This is a genomic window from Coleofasciculus sp. D1-CHI-01 (assembly GCF_040218875.1).
Classification (GTDB): Bacteria; Cyanobacteriota; Cyanobacteriia; order Cyanobacteriales; family Coleofasciculaceae; genus Coleofasciculus.
In genome coordinates this window covers 1-20,426 of the sequence record NZ_JAVJQP010000198.1, presented here as the reverse complement: position 1 = coordinate 20,426, position 20,426 = coordinate 1, and the positions used below count along the sequence as shown (strand labels likewise).

The following is a 20,426-nucleotide window of genomic DNA, read 5'->3' as shown; positions in this document are numbered from 1 at the left end:
AAAGAGCGTGCTATCTTTGGCATATAAGCAGTTGAGCGCCCCTAGCTGGAACTAGAGACGCTCTCGATTGCTTACAAATTCAGTTGAGCGACTGGCTGGAACCAGTGACGCTCTTGGATTTTATCAATTTGTCGTTTTTGGTATAGAAAGACCAAAGTATTCCTATGTCTAATCATAACAAAGAACAGGTCATTCTAGTTGCAGCGACTCCCCCTGAACCACCTCTACCCCCTGAATCCGGGAATATCAGTTCCCTGATGGTGTATGGCGGCGGAGTCGCGGTGGTTGTAATTCTGGCAATGGCGTATTTCTCGCAAACTCTGCTTAAGTCAATTGCTGAGTTGCTCAAAACGGTAAACAAGCCCAGGAAATAGGTCATACTGTCTTACTGTTCTCCTCTTGCTCCCCTCTTGCTCCCCTCTCCCAAGGTTGGGAGAGGGGCTGGGGGTGAGGGTTGGCTTGGGAGAGGGGCTGGGGGTGAGGGCTGGCTTGGGAGAGGGGCTGGGGGTGAGGGGTTGAGCTTAAGTTGACACCAATGGCAAGTGGGTAGCCCCTACATGACCCCAGATGCGTTTCTTTAAACTCAAAGCGAAGGGTCAAGTCAGGGCGGGTTTTGTACAAATGTTATTATCAATAGCTGCACGAAAGTCCCTAAACCCGCCCCTACACACTCACGCCCTATACCCTCGAAGGTCGTGAAGCATCAAAGCTATTTTACCCCTCCTTTGGCGGTTCAACTCCAAACATTAATTGTCCACTATTATAAACCGGAATATAAGTACGTTTGCCCTTTCCGGCTTGTTCTAGCATCTCTTGGTATGACCAATCATTATTCATAGCCCAGATACCTGTCGGCGTATTCACCTGAAATTGGACATCTTTCTTATAATAAGCTTCTCCCCCAGGATAAAGTTGAGTTCCATCCACATCCACCTGAATATAATAAATCGTTGGCGAATTTTGCCAAGGATTGAGTCCAGATACCGTTATTCCTGATTCAGGACTGGCATTGACTGTAATATCTGTTGGGTTTCCTCCGGCTTCAATCACCTCACTAGTATCGATAAAATAGCGAAACGATAAATTAGGAATAATTCGGGCGGGCCACGCGGATTGGTTATAAATGGTGGCTTGCACTTCCATCAAATTATCACTCAGTTGATTTCCTTGCGCCTCGACAAAAAATTCATCGCCCCGTTGTTCTGGTTCCGGAAAATTAGCTAATGCTTTGCCTCCATATTTCTGATAGAGTTTCGCCACAGCACCCGTAAATCCGGCATTATAATCTGTGGCAACTTCAGTCATCTGAAAATTAGACCGTTCATCGATATAATTATCCTGCTGATCGGGTCCACCCACTAAGGCTCCATATAAAATATGTCGCGTTTCTTCCGGAATTTCTTTACTATTTGCCCAAGAACCATGTGCCGTTCGATGATGGGGTTGTCTGGGTGGGTTATTGCCAAATCCGACCACATAACTCCGCTGATCTGGATTCGATCCTAACATATAATTAATCTGCCGTTCGGCAAAGGCATGATATTTTCGTCGCGTCCAAGCCGAGTCTACTGAGTCCCCATAAATAAAGGCTAAAAATGCCGTTTTTGCCGCATATCTTAACGAACCCCATTCATCTAGCCAAGCCAGTCCCCCTGGAGTATAAGAGATGTGCTGCCACTGACAGCGATCGCACCAATAGTCTAACCAGCGTTCGGCGTCTTCTCGATACTTATTTTTCCCGGTTAATTCGGCTAATAAGACATAACTGCCATAAGATTTATCATCCCAGGTATGCGTCCAATTATAAGCAAGAGTCGCATTAGGTTGATCCCTTAACTGCTCATAATAGGCTTCAGATTTCTGTAAATACTCTGGTGTTTGGGTTGCTCGATAAAGCCATGCTGCACCCCAAACCAGTTCATCGGTATAACCACTGGATTTATAATACTCTGCCGCCTCGGTAATACAATCCGAATAGATTCCCGGATATTGCTCAGCAAAGTCGTAGAGTTCTTGGGCATGTTTGAGCAAAGTTTGGGCATAATTTGCATCGGTTTCTTGAAAAACCATAGCTGAAGCTGCCATCGCGGCGGCGGTTTCTCCAGCTAAATCAGAACCCGGACAAGTGGCATCAATTTTATAGGAAGGACGCTCCATTGGCATCACCTCCGCTGCTCCCCACCACCCATGATCTAAACTTCCTTTACCCACCTGACCCCACAATACTGTTGGCGCAGGATGTGCCTTAATAAAATAGTCATTAACCCAGCGTAAATTATCCAGCATGGCGTCATATTGACCACTTTGTTTATAGGCGTCTTCATATTCAATCACGCCCCAAGCCAAAAGCGTAGTCGAAGCTGCCATGGGAAAGCCAAATTTTAGATGATCCCCGGCATCATACCAGCCTCCGGTTAAGTCAATCCCATTATCTGCACCATCATTTAATGCCGAATCCCCCCGCCATTCCACCCGATTATTGGCAGGCAGTTTTCCGGATCGCTGAACATCATAAAAATAGACCGCTTTTTGTAAGACTTCTCCGTAATTGTACTGATTTCCTGCTAGATAGTCTTGACCCAAAACATTGAAGACACCGAACATCCAATAGTGAAGGCAATTAAAGGTTAAAATAAAGACCGTCAGTAAAAAAATGAGCAGGAATTTAACCAGAGTACGGGCTTTAAACATAACGTTAGGGTTATCCAGATTAATCTCATGCTAGCTTAGTCAGTTCCTGAATCCATCAGAAAATTCACTCAATTGCTAATTTTTCATGAAATCTTTAATTAAGATATATTTTACTGGACAAATAAAAATACCTTAGCAAACGCTTTAGCTTATCTAGAGCGTCGGTTAAGTATTCCTAGAAACCGGGTTTCTCGTGAGGATGACGACGCCATATTAACCTTTCACCCAAAGAAACCCAGTTTCTTGACCGAATTTTTCCTCAACAGTGTACTATTCGGATCTACCTTTATCCCTCATAATCGTCCGGATAGTGTGATACCACATCTGCTTCAGGAATCCCCTTTATCCTGTGCGTACTTTTTCCTTGAAGCCCTCTGCCATTTACCTTCTACACCTGTGCAATCCAACTCAACCCCCATCTATCAGCACCTCCTCAAGGGGGCGGCGCGGTGAAGTGGGCATGGCTTGTTCATTAACAAACGCCGGATCATTAAACTGGTGGCGATTCCCTTGTTTAACAAAGTCAGTAATCTGTTCAATATCGTCAGCCTCCGTAAATACTCTTAACTGAATCCCGTCTTGAGTATTTGCCCTTTCCAACTCTTCTAAATCGGTCACTGGGATTTCCCGACTATCATAAGCGCAACGAGTGGATTGACGCTGAGGAATAGCGTGGAACAGGGCTGTATCCGGAGGATGGAAATTGGGGTGCAAATGAACCAGCAAACAATCTTGGGCTTCTCCATCGGGAAAGTACTCAACATCGCCGTTGAAACCGCTATGCTGTGCCGCAATCAACAGATTTTCCAAAGCACAACCTAAACTGATAAACAGCGCATGGTCATCGAGATCTACTATAGGTAGACGACGGGAATAGTCCGGGTAAATACGGATAGTATTGGTATCAATAGAAAATTTCCAGGGTTGGGTGTTGTGACCCGATGGTGCTAAGGTGGCGAGGCGAATCAGTTCTCTGGCTTCCGGCTGAGAAATCATGGTTAAAGTAGTCGGTACAATTAACGTCCAGTGATGAGTGTCGTTATTTTAATAGTTTCATGTTGTAGGTTGGGTTGAGGTATGAAACCCAACAAACTCTAGGCTCGCATCCCTGACTACCGAACCGTGACAAAATTGGCGGCAAATACCCACTAACCAACTGTCAACAGCCACCAGTCATCAGCCACCAGTCAGCCGTCAACACTAGAATTACAATAATGACGCGATCGCAACCTGGGGTCAAGCGATGATTGACACCGCTTGATATCCTCAAGAAACCGAGATACTCCCCACCGCCTCTATGGATGGCAGAATGTTCCAGGCTTGGGCGACAATATCACTAAGCCAGCGTCGTTGTGCCTGATCTAAGACACTATCTTCCGCTAGCACTTCAGCGGTAAGCTCGTCTAAGGACTGTCCTTGAGAACGGGCAATCTGAATGACACCGGCAATTGCCGCTGCTACTAATTCTTCGTTCACTGGTTTTTGACGGAGAGCCGTCATTTCTTGGGGACTAACTGGGATGGGATAATTCATGGCGAGTTAACAAAAGCACCCTAATTTACCGAAAATGAGAAGAGTGTAAACTTTTTTTACTAATATTAAACCAATCAGTATCCGGAAGTGTAGCGTATTTTGCTCCAAGTCACCTCCGTCATCTTGCGTAATTCCTCAGCGAATCAGATCACTCAGATGAAAGAACTTCTCTACGTAGAAATACCGAACCCCGATACCGACGCTGTTCGCACCTGGTTGCAGCAGGACTGGTACTTTGAGCTGGGGAAGAAAACTCTAACCCCCGATGGTATCCTGGTACAAATTGAACATGCGTCTTCAGCCAATTCATCTACACCGATTTGCGTCCCGATTCCGGAAATCTCCATTTTTGTTTGGTCGGTGCAGCGAACCACCTACTTGAAAGCCTTTCGCTGTGGCGATTGCGCGATCGCGGGGGAACGGCAATTACTCCAGAAGCTGACAGGGGACTTACGCCGTCAGTTTCCCCATCGCTATCCTGAACCCCCAGAGGTCGATTTATCCCAACAGTCGATCTTTGAGGCGCTAGCACCCTATTATCCCCAGACAGTTCATTTCTTCCAAAAAATGCCCAAAGGGGAATATGACCTCAACCGCGTCTATTGGTGGGAAAAACGATGGCGCGAAGGGGTGCGGAATCCGCAGCAACCCAAACAAGTTGTGTTTAAGACAACCGAGGCACCGACACAGCTTCTCGGAAGCCGTCACTCAAAGTCCACCTATGACCTGATTTACATCGGTGGTGCCCTGGGAGTCATTCACGCCGCTGTGATGGCACAACGGGGGTATCGAGTCCTACTGATAGAACGGTTACCCTTTGGGCGCATGAACCGCGAGTGGAATATTTCCCGGGCTGAGTTTCAGAGTCTCATCGATTTGGGGTTATTTACGCCCGATGAGTTTGAAGCCATGATCGCCAGAGAATATATTGATGGCTTCAACAAATTCTTTGATGGCAACAATCCTCCTCATCTAAAAGCACCTGTATTACATACACCAACAGTACTCAATGTGGCAATTGATTCAGAGAAATTGTTACAATTATGTGGAGAAAAGTTACAAAAAGCGGGCGGCGACATCTGGGATGAGACGGAGTTTATCCGGGCAGAGATCACGCCAGAGGAAGTTGTCGTCAGTCTACAGCATTTGCCCAGCCAAACCCCCCGACAAGCCAGAGGACAGCTTTTAGTCGATGCCATGGGTACCGCTTCCCCCATCGCTTGGCAACTGAATGGAGGCAGGGCGTTTGATAGCGTCTGCCCAACGGTTGGTGCGGTGATTGCCAGTGGGTTCGAGCCAGGGGTGTGGGATTCTAACTATGGAGACGTTCTCAATAGCCACGGTGACATCTCCCGGGGACGGCAGTTGATTTGGGAACTGTTTCCGGGAGCAGGGCAGGACTTGACGATCTATTTGTTCCATTACCATCAGGTGCATCCTGAGAACCCTGGCTCTTTATTAGAAATGTATGAAGACTTTTTTACAATTCTGCCGGAGTACCGCCGCTGCGACATGGAAAAATTAGTGTGGAAGAAACCCACATTCGGTTATATTCCTGGACACTTTAGCATCAGCAGTCGCGATCGCACGGTGGCGTTTGATCGGCTGGTTGCCATTGGGGATGCGGCTTCCCTACAATCGCCTCTGGTGTTTACAGGATTTGGTTCCCTGGTGCGTAACCTGTATCGGTTAACCGACTTACTCGATACCGCCCTACGCCATAATCTCCTAACTGCCAACGATTTAAACCAAATTCGCGCTCACCAAAGCAATATTTCTGTCACCTGGCTCTTTTCCAAAGGCATGATGGTGCCAACCGGGCGTCATTTGCCTCCCCAACGGGTTAATGCCATGCTGAATACCTTCTTTGGGCTTTTAGCTGATGAACCGCCAGAGGTGGCTGATACCTTTATTAAAGACCGTTTTGATTGGTTAACCTTCAACCGACTGGCATTAAAAGCAGCCAGACGTAATCCTGCCCTGATTTTTTGGATTTGGGACATGGCAGGGACAAAGGATTTCTTGCGTTGGCTGGGGAGCTATTTCACGTTTACTCGAAATGCTATAGTGAGTGGATTCCTTAAAGGGTGGTTCCCGAATCTGATTCGCCGCTTACAACCCTGGATTGAAGAGCGTTATCCCTCACTAGGATTGCGGCTGCTAGCCCAACGTTATGCCATGACAGTGGGGATGGGACATCCGGAGCGGATTCAGCGTGAAGCATCAAATTCGGATGAATTAGTGACCCATGGGGGTCAAAAGAAAGCCTTTGATTCTTGAGGGTTTAACCCATGCAACTCTTGCCCTACAATAGGGGCTGCTGAATAAGTCTTGTGGTGGGGTAGGAAGCAGGGCGAGCAGGGGAAGCAGGGCGAGCAGGGAAGCAGGGGAAGCAGGGCGAGCAGGGGAAGCTCAAACAGAGTCTCGGCTTAGTTAGGGAGTTTGTCCTACTGGCAATTGCCCAAACTATTGCCAACGCAATGCAGCTTAAAGTTCATCAAATGAATCAACTAAAGCCTCCCGCCTTCAAAATTGATGAACCTGAGCAATAAGTAAATTGTCTACGACGCCTACGTGAACTGCTGACTCAGCACGACAGGGTTGTGAACCGTGATTTTTTTCTTTTGAATAGAAATCATTTGATCCGTTCGCAGATCCCCCAGTAGACGAGTGACGGTTACTCGTGTCGAGCCAATCGCTTCCGCGATCGCTTGATGGGATAGCTTCAAGTCAATGGTAATCCCATCCTTGCCAGGGACACCGAAGTCACGGCAGAGAATCAATAAAAAACTGACCAAGCGAGATCCCATATCCCGGTGAGCTAATGTCTCGATCATCATTTCCGTCTGTAAAATCCGCGAGGACAATCCCTGGAGCATTAACATGGATAGTTCTGGGTTGTCCTTGAGCGCTTGCTCTACCTGGTCAATCGGAGCCGAAAGTAGTTCAACCGGGGTAAATGCCACCGCATGGTAAAACCGATCAGAGCGGTGACCTGTAATCAATGACAATACCCCAAAGACACTATTTTCCCGCAACAAAGCCACTGTAATTTCTTCCCCCGCCTCATAAACCCGGGAAAGCTTCACAGCGCCTTTCATTAGAAAGTAGACCCGTTCGGCGGGATCTCCTGGGAAAAAAATAGTTTTGCCCCGTTCAAAGGTTTCAACAACGGGAGGAAATGAGCTTCCGCCGATTTGACGGAACACAGCTGCTAACGGTCTATCTTGCATTACGACCATACCTATTACCCTTGCGCCAAAGCCTTACTGACTTCCTGTAAGTGATCGCCGATGAAGCTTGAGACTCCAAAATCGGCTCAATGAACGATCTCTATATTGTATTCAAGAATACTTAATCTGAGTCCCAATAGGTTTTTTGTACTAATTGTTACATAATGAGGTGAGATGTCAACGGACACCTGGCAAGTTGGGTTGATAGCTAACGGTTTGGCGTTATCATACAACGAACATCGCCCAAACACGGTTATTCTTTAATGAATTGTTTTATTGTCTTGAAGAATTAAGATACTTATGCTGAATTTGACTGGAAAGAATGCCCTGGTGACTGGGATTGCCAACAAGCGATCAATCGCTTGGGGCATTGCCCAACAGTTGCACCAAGCGGGTGCGGAGTTGGGAGTCACCTATTTACCCGATGAGAAGGGACGCTTCGAGAAGAAAGTCAGAGACTTGGTAGAACCGCTACAACCTAGTGTCTTCTTACCCTGTAACGTCCAGGATGATGCTCAAATCGACGCCACTTTTGAGTCGATTGGGAAGCAGTGGGGCAAACTGGACATCCTCATCCATTGTCTGGCGTTTGCCAACAAAGAGGACTTATCGGGAGAATTTAGCCAAACCTCGCGACAAGGGTTTACCACAGCCTTAGAAATTAGTACCTATTCCCTCACGCGATTAGCCGCCGCTGCTAAACCCTTAATGAAGGAGGGAGGAAGTATTGTCACCATGACCTATCTTGGCGGCGTGAAAGTGATCCCCAATTATAATGTCATGGGGATTGCCAAGTCGGGATTGGAGATGAGCGTCCGTTACCTCGCCGCCGAATTGGGACCGAGTAATATTCGGGTCAATGCGATTTCTGCAGGTCCAATCCGTACCCTAGCGTCTTCAGCCGTGGGCGGCATCTTGGATATGATTCATCATGTGGAGCAGGTAGCACCCCTACGGCGAACCGTTACCCAGCTAGAAGTTGGCAATACCGCCACCTTCTTATCAAGTGATCTCGCCAGTGGGATCACGGGTCAGGTTTTATATGTCGATGCTGGATATGAAATCATGGGTATGTAATTGGGTGCCTCGGTCAAGAAACCGGGTTTCTTTGGGTGAAACTTGATATTTCTGTCATCTTCACGAGAAACCCGGTTTCTCATAATACTTGACCGACGATCTAGGCATCAGCATTAAAAGGAATGATGTTGGAGCAACTCATTAAATATTTTGTCTATAAGACAAAAGGACATATCACGAAAACACAGCTCGTTAATTTTTTATATTTGGCTGATCTTTATACGGTTAAATGGACAGGAAAGCAGCTTACTGAATTAAACTGGTGTTACTACCGCCATAGTCCCTGGCATGAAGATATAGACGCCGCTCTCAGTCAAATGGACGGGAAAGAGATTGCCCAGGAAGCTGAAGGCAGGATCACCTTTATTAGACTAGGTATAGAAGCAGATCTCACAACTGATATAAATTTACCTTTGGGTCTAAAACTAATGCTTGATAACATTAGAAGAGAGTGGGCTAGTGCAGCAAAATTTGAACAGTTATTAGATTATGTACAGAATACGGCTCCAATGCTGGAAATAAGGCGAATTCATAAAGCCGAAGGAAAAGTTAAGCTCAATTTAAACGCCGAACGAGAAAAATTGGTGCGTGAGTTAGGATTGTAAAATGGCTGGACAAAAACCTCGGCAAGGATGGATATACCTGATTAATCCTTCTCGTGTTTCTTTGCGCTGTAAGCAAGGTCATGTTCATATTTATGATTTAAAAGAACCCAGTCAGATCGAGTGTAATCATGAATATTGTACAGAAAAGCTTAATGCTAGTCGAGTTTTGAGAGGCAGTAATCCTCACCTAGTTTGGACAAGTGAGCAATTTAGAAATAACTCGGATGACATACAGATATTTGCAATTATTCCATTGAGTTCACAAGAGATATACAAGGGTTTACCAACGGTTTACCCGATTAATCCAACTCAAAGGAATGAGCTTGATACTGAATATTATGCTTTAATACATCAAATATACACTGTTGATAGTACCTGTTTTAAAGATTCTAACCATCATTGGTTGAAGCGCATAGGACAGTTGGATAAATCAGACAAAGAGGCGATAGAGAAACGATTACACTATTTTTTGGTAATACAAGATAATCCTGATGGGGACTGGTTTTCCAAAAATGTCTCTCCAGAGTTGGCTAAAAAGGTATTCTATCAGTTATCTGAAGATGAGCGAAACAACCTCATCGATGAATTTCTAGGTTTTTGATAAAACAACAGTATTCTCAAATCTTATTTGACACTCCCCGCCTTAAGCTCTCCGATTATAAATTCAGCAACAGTCCAAGATACCTACACGGTCAAACTGGCACCATTTTTCCTGAGCCACTCTTTTCTCTCCCGGTAGTCAGGCATGACCTTATCTACTTCATTCCAAAAGAGATCGCTATGATTGCGGTGGTGGAAATGGCATAGCTCATGAACCACAATGTAATCAATAATTCTGGGTGATGCCATCATGCATTTCCAATGAAAATTAAGCCAGCCACCTTTGCCACAACTAGCCCAGCGGTAGCCCATGTCTTTGACTTTGACACCTACAGGCTGAACGCCGACTTTAGGCGCAAAGTATTTGACGCGATCGCGAAAACGTTGCTGACCCTTCTCGGTGAAATACGATATAAATGCTTGTTTGGCTGCTGTACTACTACCTTGCTCCACTACTCTACGATCTAAGCAAAAGTAGCCTTCTTTGAGCTTGAGGGCACGGTCTTGATTTGATACGAGTGCTAAACGGTAGGTACGACCTAGGTATAGAAAGGTTTCACCGTTGACCCACTCGCGCACTACAGCACTGGCATTGAGGTCTTTCCATTCAGCCAAGTTGCGGTAGATCCATAAACGCTTGCTTTCTACTACTGCATCGGATTGTTCCGGGGTGTAATCAATCGGTGGGCGCACGGTTACTCTGCCATCACGCTCAATTACAATATCGGTGGTTTTGCGGGGGCTACCAGGGAGTAACTGGTATTCTATATCTTTGACACAGCGGATATTCATGGGTTTTCAGTCGTATCTTTCAAGAGTTCGTTGTGGCGGTTTTTGGCGAGTTTCATAATTTCAACGGCGATCCGTTCACGATTCACTTTCAACTCGGCAATGCTAGTCAGGGTAAGCGCAGTCTTGATTTCACTGCGGGTTCGCTTTTGCTTATCGCTATTATTCCAGAAATCGATGCTGCCAATACTATCTTGCAAGGTTTCGACAACTGCTTCCATCAGCACCTTTATCTTGGGTTTAGCATCTGTGGGTATCTCTCCATTTTCAAAGACCTGGTTGGCGATGTGTTCGTAGAAGGTTGTCGCTTCTTTACTCATGCCCTCTTCACCCCGCTGACGACCCGCGATCGCTTCTTCGCGGATTTTCTCTAACTCTTTGGCAAGCTTGTCCCAGCGGTCATGATATTCTTCGATTAGGTACTCGACTTTCTCGGATAGCTTTTGATAAAAGGCTGGGTCTTCATCGTGGTGGACGGTGCAGTGCTTGCGGATAGCGTGCTCCATTTCGCTAGCTCTGGCTTCGTCGTTGTTGCCTGCGTGTTGGTTAAGCTGTGCCATAAAGTCTGGCGATAGCAGCTCTACGGGGGGTACTTTGGGGTTGATTCCCAGACTAATCAAATGCTCGTTAATCAGATCCCGGACTTTTTTGCCAGCATCGCCGAGGTTGAGGCTGGTGTCCTTGTAACGCTCTTTAGTGACTTGGAGGATGTAACCTAACCGTTTGGCAGGCACCCGGTAGTTCTGAGCGATGGGGTTGGGCAGGATAATATCTAGACTCGCCAGGAATTTTTTCAGATAGACCTCAAAGTCAGCCCGGATTTTCTCATTTTTGAGTAGCTTAACCGCCTCGTGAACCACGGCAGCATCTGCTTCGATGGTTTCTAGTTTCCCTTCGGCATAGTCCCGTACCTTGGCAACCTTATGCTCCGCAAATAGCTGTAGCAGGCGTTGGTATCGCTCCTCTAGCACGGGCATCTCAGAGGCGATGCTCTTTAAGCCCTGAGCCAATTCCTGTTGTTCATTAGTGGCTGCATACAAAGTCAGAGCCTCGGTCAGATTTTCGGTGAGACCGATGTAATCGACGATGTAGCCCCGCTGTTTGCCTTGCTTGACTCGGTTGGTGCGGGCGATCGCCTGTAGCAATGTATGCTCTTTCATTTTTTTGTCGAGATACATCACCTGCTCAATGGGGGCATCAAAGCCAGTGAGTAGCATATCACACACGACCAAAAAGGCAATGCCAGTGTGAGGCTTATCGGGATCATCAAAGTCGAAGGGACGGCAAAAGTTATCGACGGCATTCCAAGCTCGGACTTGCTTGCGGGCTTCGGTAACGTAGCCAGGTTCATTCGTGCCGCTGCTGGAGATTACTACTGCTGCTTTGAGGAAGCGGACTTTGCGGATCAGTTCAAGGTCGGGGTCAGGTTGCGCTTTTAAGCGGGCTACGGTGTCAGCTAAGGCTTGATGGATGGCTTTTTGATAGCGCACAGCAGCGAGTTTAGAATGGCACACCACTTGGGCTTTAAAGCCGTTCGGGAAAATATTTTCTAGGTAGTGTTTCACTAGGTCTTGGGCGATCGCGTCAATCCGTTGCTCGGCTTCTAGCAAGTCACCTGTCGCCCCGTATTTTTTCTTGATTGCTAGTAACTCTTCGTCACTGCGATCGCGAAAGAGATTTTCAAAGCGGGTTTCAAAGCCGTGTTTATCGTTGAGGGCATCGTCGGAGGTACGACCCTCGTACAAAATTTGTAGCGTGGTGCCGTCGGGTACGGCATCCATGAGCCGATAGGTGTCGATGTAACTGCCAAAGCGTTTATGGGTCTTCTTTTCACCGTGTCGCTCGGTGATCAGGGGAGTGCCAGTGAAGGCAAGACGGGCAGCATTGGGAAAGGCTTCAAAGACATTATCGCCCAGGTCGGAGCTTTGGGTGCGGTGAGCTTCGTCAATCATTAGCACGATGCGGGAGGAGTGATTGACTACGCCAAAAGTCTGGTTGCTCGGAATGGCGCGATCAGTCCCCAGGGCTTCGGCAACTTTCAGGGGCATGACCGGATCACGTTGCTGAAATTTATGCACCATCACCATATTGATATCGGAGACATCTGTTGATAGGTGGTTTCGGAGGGCTTGGGTGCTTTCGATCAGATGAACCCGTCCCCCAATTAGGGTGGCGGTTTTAGATAGCTGCTCTTCGAGATCGACGCGATCGTTAATCAGCACGATTTTGTAGTCGCTCAGGTCTGACGATGCCCGCAGCATCCGCGCCACAAATACCATAGTTAGGCTCTTGCCCGATCCTTGAGTATGCCAGACAACACCACTCTTTTCTGCTGCGGTTTCACCTTGGCGGAGACGCTCGATAATTTTGTTGGCTGCTCGAAACTGTTGGTAACGGCACACTACTTTAATGCGGGGACCGCTATCAGTATCCATGAAGACACTAGAAGTCCTCAGAATGCTCAACAGGTTGGTTTTATTGAGCATACCGTTGATGAGTTGCTGTTGTTGGTTCAGCCCTTTGGCGGTGCTTTCTGGTTGAGGATACTGGGTTTTCCAGGGATAGAAATGCTCTTCTTCGGAGGCGATCGTACCGTAGTCAGCTTCAATGCCTGTGCTGCGAACAACAAACAGATTGGGATGAAACAGGCGCGGTTCTCCTTCCCGTAAGCCATGCCGGATCGTCTCCTCTCGTTGGTTCATGTAACGCTGGAGCTGCTCAAAGGCTTCGGACATGGGGTTGGCGCAGGTGGCACTGCCTTTTTTACACTCAACGACTACCAGGGGGATGCCGTTGACGAATAGCACAATGTCGGGAATGATGTATTGCTTGACACAACCGGGGGTATCGATGCGGAATTGGTTGATGGCGTGAAACTGGTTGTTGTTGGGATGGGTAAAGTCGATCAGCTTTACTACAGGGTCTTCTTCCCCGGTTTGCTCGTTGACATCAACCTGGGACTTGAACAGCAGTTTTTGAATGGCTTCGTTGGCTTCGAGGAGGGTGCGGTTGGGCTGACGCAGGATTTGGTCTTGCAGGTCTTGGAGTTGTTTGGGGGTGAGCCAAGAAGTGCCGTCGGCGTTGGTGTTGAGGGCTGCGACGGATTGAGTAAATACATTGGGTAGCAGCCACTGGCGAAAGTTAGCCCGTAGGCTTTTGGTGGGGTCACTGGGGATTTGTGCGCCCTGGTCGATAATTTGCCAACCGAGGGCTTGTAATTGCTGGAGAAATGGCTGTTCGACTTCGGTGTATTCAGACATAAGCTAACTGATAAGCTGTAATGCATTTAAATTGGGTATTAGTAGCGAGCAAGATGCAAAGCCTGCGGCATGGCTTCGCTAAAGCCTGCGGCATGGCTTCGCTAAACGCACTACGGCAAGGATTGCGCCATTCTTGATATTCAGGTTTAAATGCCGAACAGCTTAAGGCTGGAATTGCAGATGTCGCCAATCGCCAGCGGTTGTACCCCTAAAAGTTGATCCAGTCGTTCGACAGCAGGGGTATCCTGACCGTTAAAATAATCAATCCAAACGCTAGAATCGACCAAAATCATGTATCTGTCCTCATCAGGTCGAGGTCGCCCTCCCAGGACAACTTACCTCGAAAAGCTTGAGTTGTATAGCACCATTGTAGAGACGTTGCATGCAACGTCTCTACATAAATGATGTGTCCTAACCGCTATGGCGGTTGCTATAATAGCGTTTTTAGAGCCAACTCGATTACTTGATCGGTGGTGGTTAGCCCGGTGGTTTGTAGGGCATCAGCAATCAAGGCTTCGTCTATTTCAATGTTGGTTTTCATGATTTTGGGAGTAAGCTGTTCGGCATTTAAACCTTAATATCAATATATGGCGAAATCCTTGCCGTAGTGCGAGCATCTTGCTCGCTACATCAAGCATCTTGCTCGCTACATCAAGCATCTTGCTCGCTACATCAAGCATCTTGCTCGTTACATCAAGCATCTTGCTCGCTACATCAAGCATCTTGCTCGTTACTAATACCCAATTTAAATGCATGACAGCTTATGAGACTGTTAAAAGCGTTCAAAGTCGCTATCATTGCCAACGTTGGGAATGAGGCGAAGCACTTCAGCAAAGGATTTTTGGGGCGGATGCAATAGGGCTTGTTCCAAGATTTTGCGATGTTCAGCTTCGGCACTGATGCCGTGGCGACTAGCCCGTTGTTTCAGTGCTTTGACAATGGCATCGTCAATGTTACGAACAATTAGATTAGCCATAGCGAATGGGTTTTGAAGAGATTGCTTATGCTGATGATAGCATTGCTATCAGGACAGGTGATAGGGCTAGTTTAAGACATGAGCCACTTCATCAGGGTCTACTTTCACCGGGACTTTGCCAGTGAGTAAATCGTGCATTAAGCCAGTCTTTTGTCTAGCTAACTTCTCTAATATTTCACACTCTTTTTGAATTTTGTACTCACAAGCTTCTATACATCGAACTATATCAATTTGCTCGGTTTCTGGTGGAATAGGTATCAGAGGCTCCAGTATTCCAGCCTTTGATAAATGGGGTATGTCCATACCTTTTTGCTGATTCATGAGAGCACAAAGATATTGATCCGAAAGTAATATCCATCTTAGATAGGACTTATGACAGCCAAAAGCAACAAATCTCCCTACTCGCTGCACTAATAAGCTAGGACAGTCAAAGACTTGTAATACAGTTATTTTTATTCCTGACTTTGTGAAAGTACGATCCATTCCGATAATGATGTCACCTTCACGTAGTAAATACTCCTTGAAGTTTTCGGATTTTTCGTAGGACAAACATTGCGTATCTTTCCAATCTGGCTGACCATATCCAACATTTTCACCACGTAAAAGTTTTATGCCATCTTCTTGAAACCAGTCACTTTTGAAAGGGAATCCCACCTCTAAATCTGCAACTTGGCGAAGATTAACACAGTCCCACTCCCTCGGAATCCAACCGATCGCACTCTCCTGATATAGCTCCGGTGCTTCCTCACGAGTCGGGCGCAGCTTACCATCCGCACCAATGCCACGGGTAAACAGGTCGTGCATCAGCCCAGCCTTAATCTGATGGTATTTCTCGATTAGGGCTTCGGTGTGTGCGATCGCGCGATCGATGGTTGATAAGATTTCTTGGATGCGTTCTTGAACTAATCTTGAAGGAATAGCAACCTTTGTTGAAAAATAATTTTCAAGTTTCAGGTTAATGATTCCGGTTGTTTGCTGTTGGTATCGATATACGAAACCACAATAGTAAAGGAAAGTCATCAGATAATAAGAGAACTTCTTATCAAAGCCATCCGCGACTCTCAATAACTGTAAGAAGTTGGAAGGCACATACTTTATGCCTTCATCCTCTCGGTCGAAAAAGACAACTCTTCCGACAGGCTGATCGGGACTTCCACCCGATTTTTCAATGAGGATATCTCCCTTCTGCAAACTTAGTCTGTCGAGCTTTAGCTGATTAATCTTTCTTAGAGCGCCTATTTGACCTCTCAGCTTACAGTCTTTTGTAAAGTCTGCTGCTCTTAATACCAAAGCATTGCCTTCAGGCACTGGCTCACTTCCCCATTCACCTGAAAGCGATATTGGAAAAATATCAGCTAGTGCATATTCTGAAATGCTATTCATACCCCAACTCCACCAAAAACTCTTGTAACTCCTGCGCTGCTGCATCCCTTGCCGTTTCTATCTCCTTCGCCGTCACCGCATACTTCTCCCACAAATTCTCGATCGCCCGCACACAAGCCCGCAGATCCGCCCGCAAATAGGATTCATAAATCTCCATCAGCGTTTTCCGCAGACGCTCAATAATTACCATCCGCGCCTCAGCCGTAGAAATCTTTTCACGCGCACTTTGCACCAGTTCATCGCGATTATTTTCAATACTCCTGATACTAACCCTGAGTATTTTCACTTCATCTTCTAGAGCCTGATGACGCTCCAAGCTCGCCGTAATCCTTGCTGCCTGATGATAGGCGTGTTGTCCCCGTTCCATTGCTTCTTTTAAAGGAATGGCATACTCACTGATATGACCCACCTCAGCAGCAAGCTCCAGAATGCGATTACCGTTAGCAAACTGCGCCTCTTTTTGGGTCAAGCCTTCATTGCAATAAAAGCCTTTCTTCTCACCCTTGGGTAACAAATTCGCCCCCTGGATTTCCGTAAAGAGATTGCCAGCCAAGGCTTTGACCTGTTTGAGCTGCGCCTTCCACTCAGCATTCTGGGTCTTCAACTCCTCCTTCTTACTTTTCACCTCCTCACTGGGTAATACCCCCGTATCATCAGTATCTTCAAAATCCTCCTCATCGGCAGCAGCAAATAGTGCCTGCAACTCCGCCAGACGAGTCTGCGCCTGCTCCAACTCCTCCAACACTTCCGGGAACTGACTCTGCAAAATATCCTCATCGGGAATCAGTTCTGCCCCCCAACCACTGGCTGCAATGGACTTAAAATCTGCCTTCAATGTATCCAGATAGTTAGCAAATGCCCCCCGCACCTGAAAGGAAGTGAGTAACTGCTGGTTAGCTAATGTCTCCTCAATACTCCTGAGCAAACGACTCCGCATAATATAGACATTCCGGGGGCGAGCTTCCTGATTCGCTGCATCTGGAGCCAGAGCCTGCACAAGGGGTAGATTTGCCTCCCACCACGCCTTTAGCGTCTCCCTAAACTGCTGGTGACGAGTTAGCACGCTCTGGTGAGTCGCCACAAAGTCGGCAATGTCACGCTTCCTCGCAAGCACCGGGGTGAAGTCGAGATACTGATCATCTCTAGGCACAAAGGCATCCTCTCGCAACTGCCCATAGTTCTGCCAAAAGTGTTCGAGGCTATCGACTTCCACCTTGGGTACTCCCCCATGCAGATGGGCAGGCACATCATGGGGTTCTGGCGGTGGGGCATTATCCACATAACGCCGGATATTGCAGTTATAGTCCTCCTCAACAATCTCCGCCCTAGACACTAGCCGCGCATAGGCGGGAATGTTGTTCTTGGTGCGATAGGCATAGACAATTTTGTCAATATCTTCGGGGCGTAGGAAGTTCTGCGCTTTGCCCTCACGATATTCGCGATCGGCATTGATAAACAGCACCTCGTCGCGAGTCGTTGCCCCCATCTTATTCAGCACCAGAATGCACGCCGGAATCCCGGTGCCATAAAATAGATTACTGGGCAAACCAATAATCGCCTCTAGATAGCCGTGATTGATCAAGTATTTGCGAGCTTCCTGCTCCTCACCCCCTCGAAATAGCACACCGTGGGGCATGACTGTTGCCAAACGACCATCATGCTTCAACACCGCCAGCATGTGCTGCACAAACATCAGGTCAGCCTTCTTACCCTTTTCCGGCATCATCACCGGGAAGCGTCCGGTAAATACCAGATCTTTTTTATTTAATATAGTTCTGGCTAAAGGGGGGATTGGCTAAGACGCGATCAAAGCGCTTGAGTTCGTTATTTTCGTCTAAGTGCTGGGGTTCACGGATAGTATCCGCTTGACGAATATCCGCATGGGAAATGCCATGCAGCAGCATATTCATCTTGCAGATAGACCAGGTTGTCCCCATTTTTTCCTGACCGAATAGCGCCAACTCCTCCGCATTCCTCCCCTTTTCCCGCAGGTAGTCCCGCATTTGAATCAGCATCCCGCCTGAGCCGACAGTAGGGTCATAGACCCGCATACCCTCCTCTGGGTCACAAATTTCGACGCAAACCCGCACCACCTCCGCTGGGGTATAAAATTCTCCCGCCTTTTTCCCGGCAGAGTCCGCAAAGTATTTAATCAGCCACTCGTAAGCCGCCCCCAACAGATCGGGAAACTCAAAATCGCTGTCTTTTAAAGGAATCTTCTCAAAGTTCTGCAAAAAATCAGACAATGTATCGTCATCCAGCGTTCGCTGCCCGATTTTGCGGTTGAAGTTAATACCCTTAAGTACATCTTCCAGTACATCCGGGTTGGCATCTTCGATCGCCTCTAAAGCTTTATTGAGAGTCGTACCGACATTGTTTTTAACGTGCTTGAGAGCCGGATGCTTGACGATTTGACGCTGACCGTTATTGTTAACTCCCTCTTCCTCCCAGCCTTCATTCCAGCGGGCGCGAGGTGGCACATAGAAGTATTTGCCAGAGTAATTATCGGGATCTTCTAACTCCATCTCGATATCTTCTTCAGCCATGCCTCTAGCGGCTAACTCTGCGTGTAATTCCCCACGGCGTTGGTCAAAGAGATCGCTCGCCCGCTTCAGAAACAACATTCCAAAGACATACTCTTTGTACTCGCTGGCATCCATACTACCGCGCAGATCATCGCAAGCAGTCAGCAACAGATTGTATAGGCGCGAAAGCGTTAATTTCATCGATAACCTGAGCAAAATCTATTTAATTCCAAGGCAAGAGTTGCTACAATCCGCCTCTGAAACTAGGGGTCTAGCACTTCCTTGCTGTGATCTTTCGATTGAAAGATCCTTTCTAATGTCTGGGCAACTGTAATACAAGACTCATACATTTCAAAACGGTCTGTTAGCCAAAGCCATCGTCACCTTCGCTCAAAGTCAAGGTGCAGGCAGTATTGTTCTTCCCAAATGTCGATTGACACTTGTTTAACGAGCACGGAGGGATTTGAACCCCCGACACCCAGAACCGGAATCTGGTGCTCTATCCACTGAGCTACGCGCCCTTGTGTGTAGCGGCGTTTCAAAGGAAACACACTGACACAAATCAGATTATAACGTTGATTTGGAAAAAACGGCAATCTGTGCCGAATAAAAAATTTCCCTGCATACGGCTCAGACTAAATCCGGGTTAACTACCCCCATATTGATCTTACTTTTGGTCGGGATCTGGAAAACCTCTCTCCAAACCTCTCTCCTACAAGGAGAGAGGCTTTGAATTCGGGAGCATCCCGTTTTGGACAAAGCATTACCTCAAGTAACGCAATTGCAAGGGTTTCAGCCCCATTCAAAGAGCCAACCTGCCAAATTGGGATGCTCCCTTGAATTCTCCCTCTTCGTGAAGCATTCTCTGGTTTCCCCGTGCAAAAAAAAGCGAAGCATCCTCTGGCTTCCCCCATGGAACAAAAAGCGAAGCATCCTTTGGCTTCCCCCTTTTGAAGGGGGACGGGAGGGGGATCTATAAGGGACGAGGGGGATCTATAAGGGAAGCGGGGGATCTATAAGGGAAGAGGGGGATATAGGTAGCGAATGTTACCTAAAGCAGCTTTCCTTTTTGACTTTCCTGAAAACTCTTCCTTTAGATAGATGCACATTCCACTCTTCTTTGGGAAAAAGAACTGGTGTGTATGCTTACTCATGTAATCACTAGGGCAATATGATATAGGTTCAGTACTCACTTGCCTATTATCAGGAGTCGTTTGGTAAACTGCTGGAGTCAAAAAACTAATTTGTTCCATTATCACTTGGAATAAATGCAGTAAACCTCTCTACTCAATAGGATGATGATACTAGGACTTCTTACAATTTATTTGTTAATCGCTGGATTATTTTGCATCAACTGGTTAAATGCATTCCAAAAAGAGACGAATTTATCGTCGGAGCAAAAAACTCGGTGTCGGATAGTCTTTATCATTGCCACCGTTTTTTGGCCCCTTACCTTCCCAATTTCATATCTGGAAAACTGTTCGAGAGTTTAGGTAGTTGGAAAGTGAGAAAGCTTGAACCAGCTTTTTCCAACCTGAATAAGAGTGGGCATCTTGCCTGCTTCATTATTTGGGCAGAGTTGGGCTGACGCAAGCCCCCCTAATCATGGCATCGTCAACAACCCACGCTTCATCCTTAACGGATAGAAGCGGGGCGTGTAAAAGCGCTCTTGTTGATTAGCCTCAGCTAGGAATAGCTACGTTATGAAGGAATATATAGGTACTTCAAGGTGCTTCACTAGCCTTGAACTCTAC

Annotated in this window: 14 protein-coding genes, 1 tRNA gene and 2 pseudogenes; 5 read left to right on the top strand and 12 right to left on the bottom strand. The window is 47.0% G+C overall.

Going from position 1 to position 20,426, the window contains the following annotated elements:
- The first annotated feature begins 164 nt into the window (after positions 1 to 164).
- Positions 165 to 374 (top strand): hypothetical protein, encoded by a 210-nt coding sequence (locus RIB93_RS33120; protein ID WP_446379664.1) that lies wholly within the window; start codon positions 165 to 167, stop codon positions 372 to 374.
- A gap of 340 nt (positions 375 to 714) precedes the next feature.
- Here the strand turns inward: RIB93_RS33120 and RIB93_RS33115 are convergent, their stop codons facing one another.
- The 3 genes from RIB93_RS33115 to RIB93_RS33105 form a co-directional block, all read right to left on the bottom strand.
- Positions 715 to 2,691 carry a glycoside hydrolase family 9 protein gene (locus RIB93_RS33115; protein ID WP_446379662.1) on the bottom strand — a complete coding sequence of 659 codons (1,977 nt, stop codon included), beginning with the start codon at positions 2,689 to 2,691 and terminating at the stop codon, positions 715 to 717.
- Between the two features lie 408 nt (positions 2,692 to 3,099).
- Positions 3,100 to 3,687 carry a hypothetical protein gene (locus RIB93_RS33110; RefSeq protein ID WP_446379660.1) on the bottom strand — a complete coding sequence of 196 codons (588 nt, stop codon included), beginning with the start codon at positions 3,685 to 3,687 and terminating at the stop codon, positions 3,100 to 3,102.
- Between the two features lie 270 nt (positions 3,688 to 3,957).
- Entirely contained in the window at positions 3,958 to 4,224 is a 267-nt protein-coding gene (locus tag RIB93_RS33105; protein WP_006105795.1) for a hypothetical protein, read from the bottom strand.
- A 156-nt stretch (positions 4,225 to 4,380) separates the two neighbouring features.
- Between RIB93_RS33105 and RIB93_RS33100 the strand changes: the two genes are divergently transcribed.
- Positions 4,381 to 6,504 (top strand): NAD(P)/FAD-dependent oxidoreductase, encoded by a 2,124-nt coding sequence (locus tag RIB93_RS33100; protein ID WP_446379658.1) that lies wholly within the window; start codon positions 4,381 to 4,383, stop codon positions 6,502 to 6,504.
- Positions 6,505 to 6,794: 290 nt separating this feature from the next.
- Here the strand turns inward: RIB93_RS33100 and ntcA are convergent, their stop codons facing one another.
- On the bottom strand, positions 6,795 to 7,466 hold the full coding sequence (gene ntcA, locus RIB93_RS33095) for a global nitrogen regulator NtcA (RefSeq protein WP_044210879.1): 672 nt from the start codon (positions 7,464 to 7,466) through the stop codon (positions 6,795 to 6,797).
- 291 nt (positions 7,467 to 7,757) lie between these two features.
- Here ntcA and fabI point away from each other — a divergent pair, with 291 nt between their 5' ends.
- The 3 genes from fabI (at position 7,758) to RIB93_RS33080 (ending at position 9,740) form a co-directional block, all read left to right on the top strand.
- Positions 7,758 to 8,534, top strand: coding sequence for an enoyl-ACP reductase FabI (gene fabI / locus RIB93_RS33090; RefSeq protein WP_446379656.1), 777 nt, complete (start codon positions 7,758 to 7,760; stop codon positions 8,532 to 8,534).
- 125 nt (positions 8,535 to 8,659) lie between these two features.
- The gene (locus tag RIB93_RS33085; protein WP_446379692.1) at positions 8,660 to 9,139 is read left to right on the top strand and encodes a type II toxin-antitoxin system antitoxin SocA domain-containing protein; all 480 of its coding nucleotides are present in this window, start codon (positions 8,660 to 8,662) and stop codon (positions 9,137 to 9,139) included.
- 1 nt (position 9,140) lies between these two features.
- On the top strand, positions 9,141 to 9,740 hold the full coding sequence (locus tag RIB93_RS33080; protein WP_446379654.1) for a type II toxin-antitoxin system PemK/MazF family toxin: 600 nt from the start codon (positions 9,141 to 9,143) through the stop codon (positions 9,738 to 9,740).
- A gap of 83 nt (positions 9,741 to 9,823) precedes the next feature.
- On the opposite strand, the gene RIB93_RS33075 is transcribed toward RIB93_RS33080, so the two are convergent.
- The 8 genes and pseudogenes from RIB93_RS33075 to RIB93_RS33040 all read right to left on the bottom strand — a co-directional run bounded on the left by RIB93_RS33075 (position 9,824) and on the right by RIB93_RS33040 (position 19,193).
- On the bottom strand, positions 9,824 to 10,531 hold the full coding sequence (locus tag RIB93_RS33075; protein ID WP_446379652.1) for a M48 family metallopeptidase: 708 nt from the start codon (positions 10,529 to 10,531) through the stop codon (positions 9,824 to 9,826).
- On the bottom strand, positions 10,528 to 13,788 hold the full coding sequence (locus RIB93_RS33070; RefSeq protein ID WP_446379650.1) for a type I restriction endonuclease subunit R: 3,261 nt from the start codon (positions 13,786 to 13,788) through the stop codon (positions 10,528 to 10,530). The genes RIB93_RS33075 and RIB93_RS33070 overlap by 4 nt, the downstream gene beginning before the upstream one ends.
- Positions 13,789 to 13,967: 179 nt before the next feature.
- Positions 13,968 to 14,081: pseudogene (locus RIB93_RS33065) on the bottom strand (type II toxin-antitoxin system VapC family toxin); the annotation flags it as partial.
- A 137-nt stretch (positions 14,082 to 14,218) separates the two neighbouring features.
- The gene (locus tag RIB93_RS33060) at positions 14,219 to 14,329 is read right to left on the bottom strand and encodes a type II toxin-antitoxin system VapB family antitoxin (protein WP_446379648.1); all 111 of its coding nucleotides are present in this window, start codon (positions 14,327 to 14,329) and stop codon (positions 14,219 to 14,221) included.
- Between the two features lie 231 nt (positions 14,330 to 14,560).
- On the bottom strand, positions 14,561 to 14,764 hold the full coding sequence (locus tag RIB93_RS33055) for a FitA-like ribbon-helix-helix domain-containing protein (RefSeq protein ID WP_446379646.1): 204 nt from the start codon (positions 14,762 to 14,764) through the stop codon (positions 14,561 to 14,563).
- A gap of 66 nt (positions 14,765 to 14,830) precedes the next feature.
- On the bottom strand, positions 14,831 to 16,147 hold the full coding sequence (locus tag RIB93_RS33050; protein ID WP_446379644.1) for a restriction endonuclease subunit S: 1,317 nt from the start codon (positions 16,145 to 16,147) through the stop codon (positions 14,831 to 14,833).
- Positions 16,140 to 18,873, bottom strand: a pseudogene (locus RIB93_RS33045) (type I restriction-modification system subunit M). The gene RIB93_RS33050 and the pseudogene RIB93_RS33045 overlap by 8 nt, the downstream one beginning before the upstream one ends.
- Positions 18,874 to 19,120: 247 nt before the next feature.
- Positions 19,121 to 19,193: transfer RNA gene (locus RIB93_RS33040), tRNA-Arg, on the bottom strand.
- Positions 19,194 to 20,426: the final 1,233 nt, after the last annotated feature.

Coding starts and splice junctions, on each gene's coding strand:
- RIB93_RS33120 (WP_446379664.1), top strand. CDS start 165: ATGTCTAATCATAACAAAGAACAGGTCATTCTAGTTGCAGCGACTCCC.
- RIB93_RS33115 (WP_446379662.1), bottom strand. CDS start 2,691: ATGTTTAAAGCCCGTACTCTGGTTAAATTCCTGCTCATTTTTTTACTG.
- RIB93_RS33110 (WP_446379660.1), bottom strand. CDS start 3,687: ATGATTTCTCAGCCGGAAGCCAGAGAACTGATTCGCCTCGCCACCTTA.
- RIB93_RS33105 (WP_006105795.1), bottom strand. CDS start 4,224: ATGAATTATCCCATCCCAGTTAGTCCCCAAGAAATGACGGCTCTCCGT.
- RIB93_RS33100 (WP_446379658.1), top strand. CDS start 4,381: ATGAAAGAACTTCTCTACGTAGAAATACCGAACCCCGATACCGACGCT.
- ntcA (WP_044210879.1), bottom strand. CDS start 7,466: ATGGTCGTAATGCAAGATAGACCGTTAGCAGCTGTGTTCCGTCAAATC.
- fabI (WP_446379656.1), top strand. CDS start 7,758: ATGCTGAATTTGACTGGAAAGAATGCCCTGGTGACTGGGATTGCCAAC.
- RIB93_RS33085 (WP_446379692.1), top strand. CDS start 8,660: ATGTTGGAGCAACTCATTAAATATTTTGTCTATAAGACAAAAGGACAT.
- RIB93_RS33080 (WP_446379654.1), top strand. CDS start 9,141: ATGGCTGGACAAAAACCTCGGCAAGGATGGATATACCTGATTAATCCT.
- RIB93_RS33075 (WP_446379652.1), bottom strand. CDS start 10,531: ATGAATATCCGCTGTGTCAAAGATATAGAATACCAGTTACTCCCTGGT.
- RIB93_RS33070 (WP_446379650.1), bottom strand. CDS start 13,788: ATGTCTGAATACACCGAAGTCGAACAGCCATTTCTCCAGCAATTACAA.
- RIB93_RS33060 (WP_446379648.1), bottom strand. CDS start 14,329: ATGAAAACCAACATTGAAATAGACGAAGCCTTGATTGCTGATGCCCTA.
- RIB93_RS33055 (WP_446379646.1), bottom strand. CDS start 14,764: ATGGCTAATCTAATTGTTCGTAACATTGACGATGCCATTGTCAAAGCA.
- RIB93_RS33050 (WP_446379644.1), bottom strand. CDS start 16,147: ATGAATAGCATTTCAGAATATGCACTAGCTGATATTTTTCCAATATCG.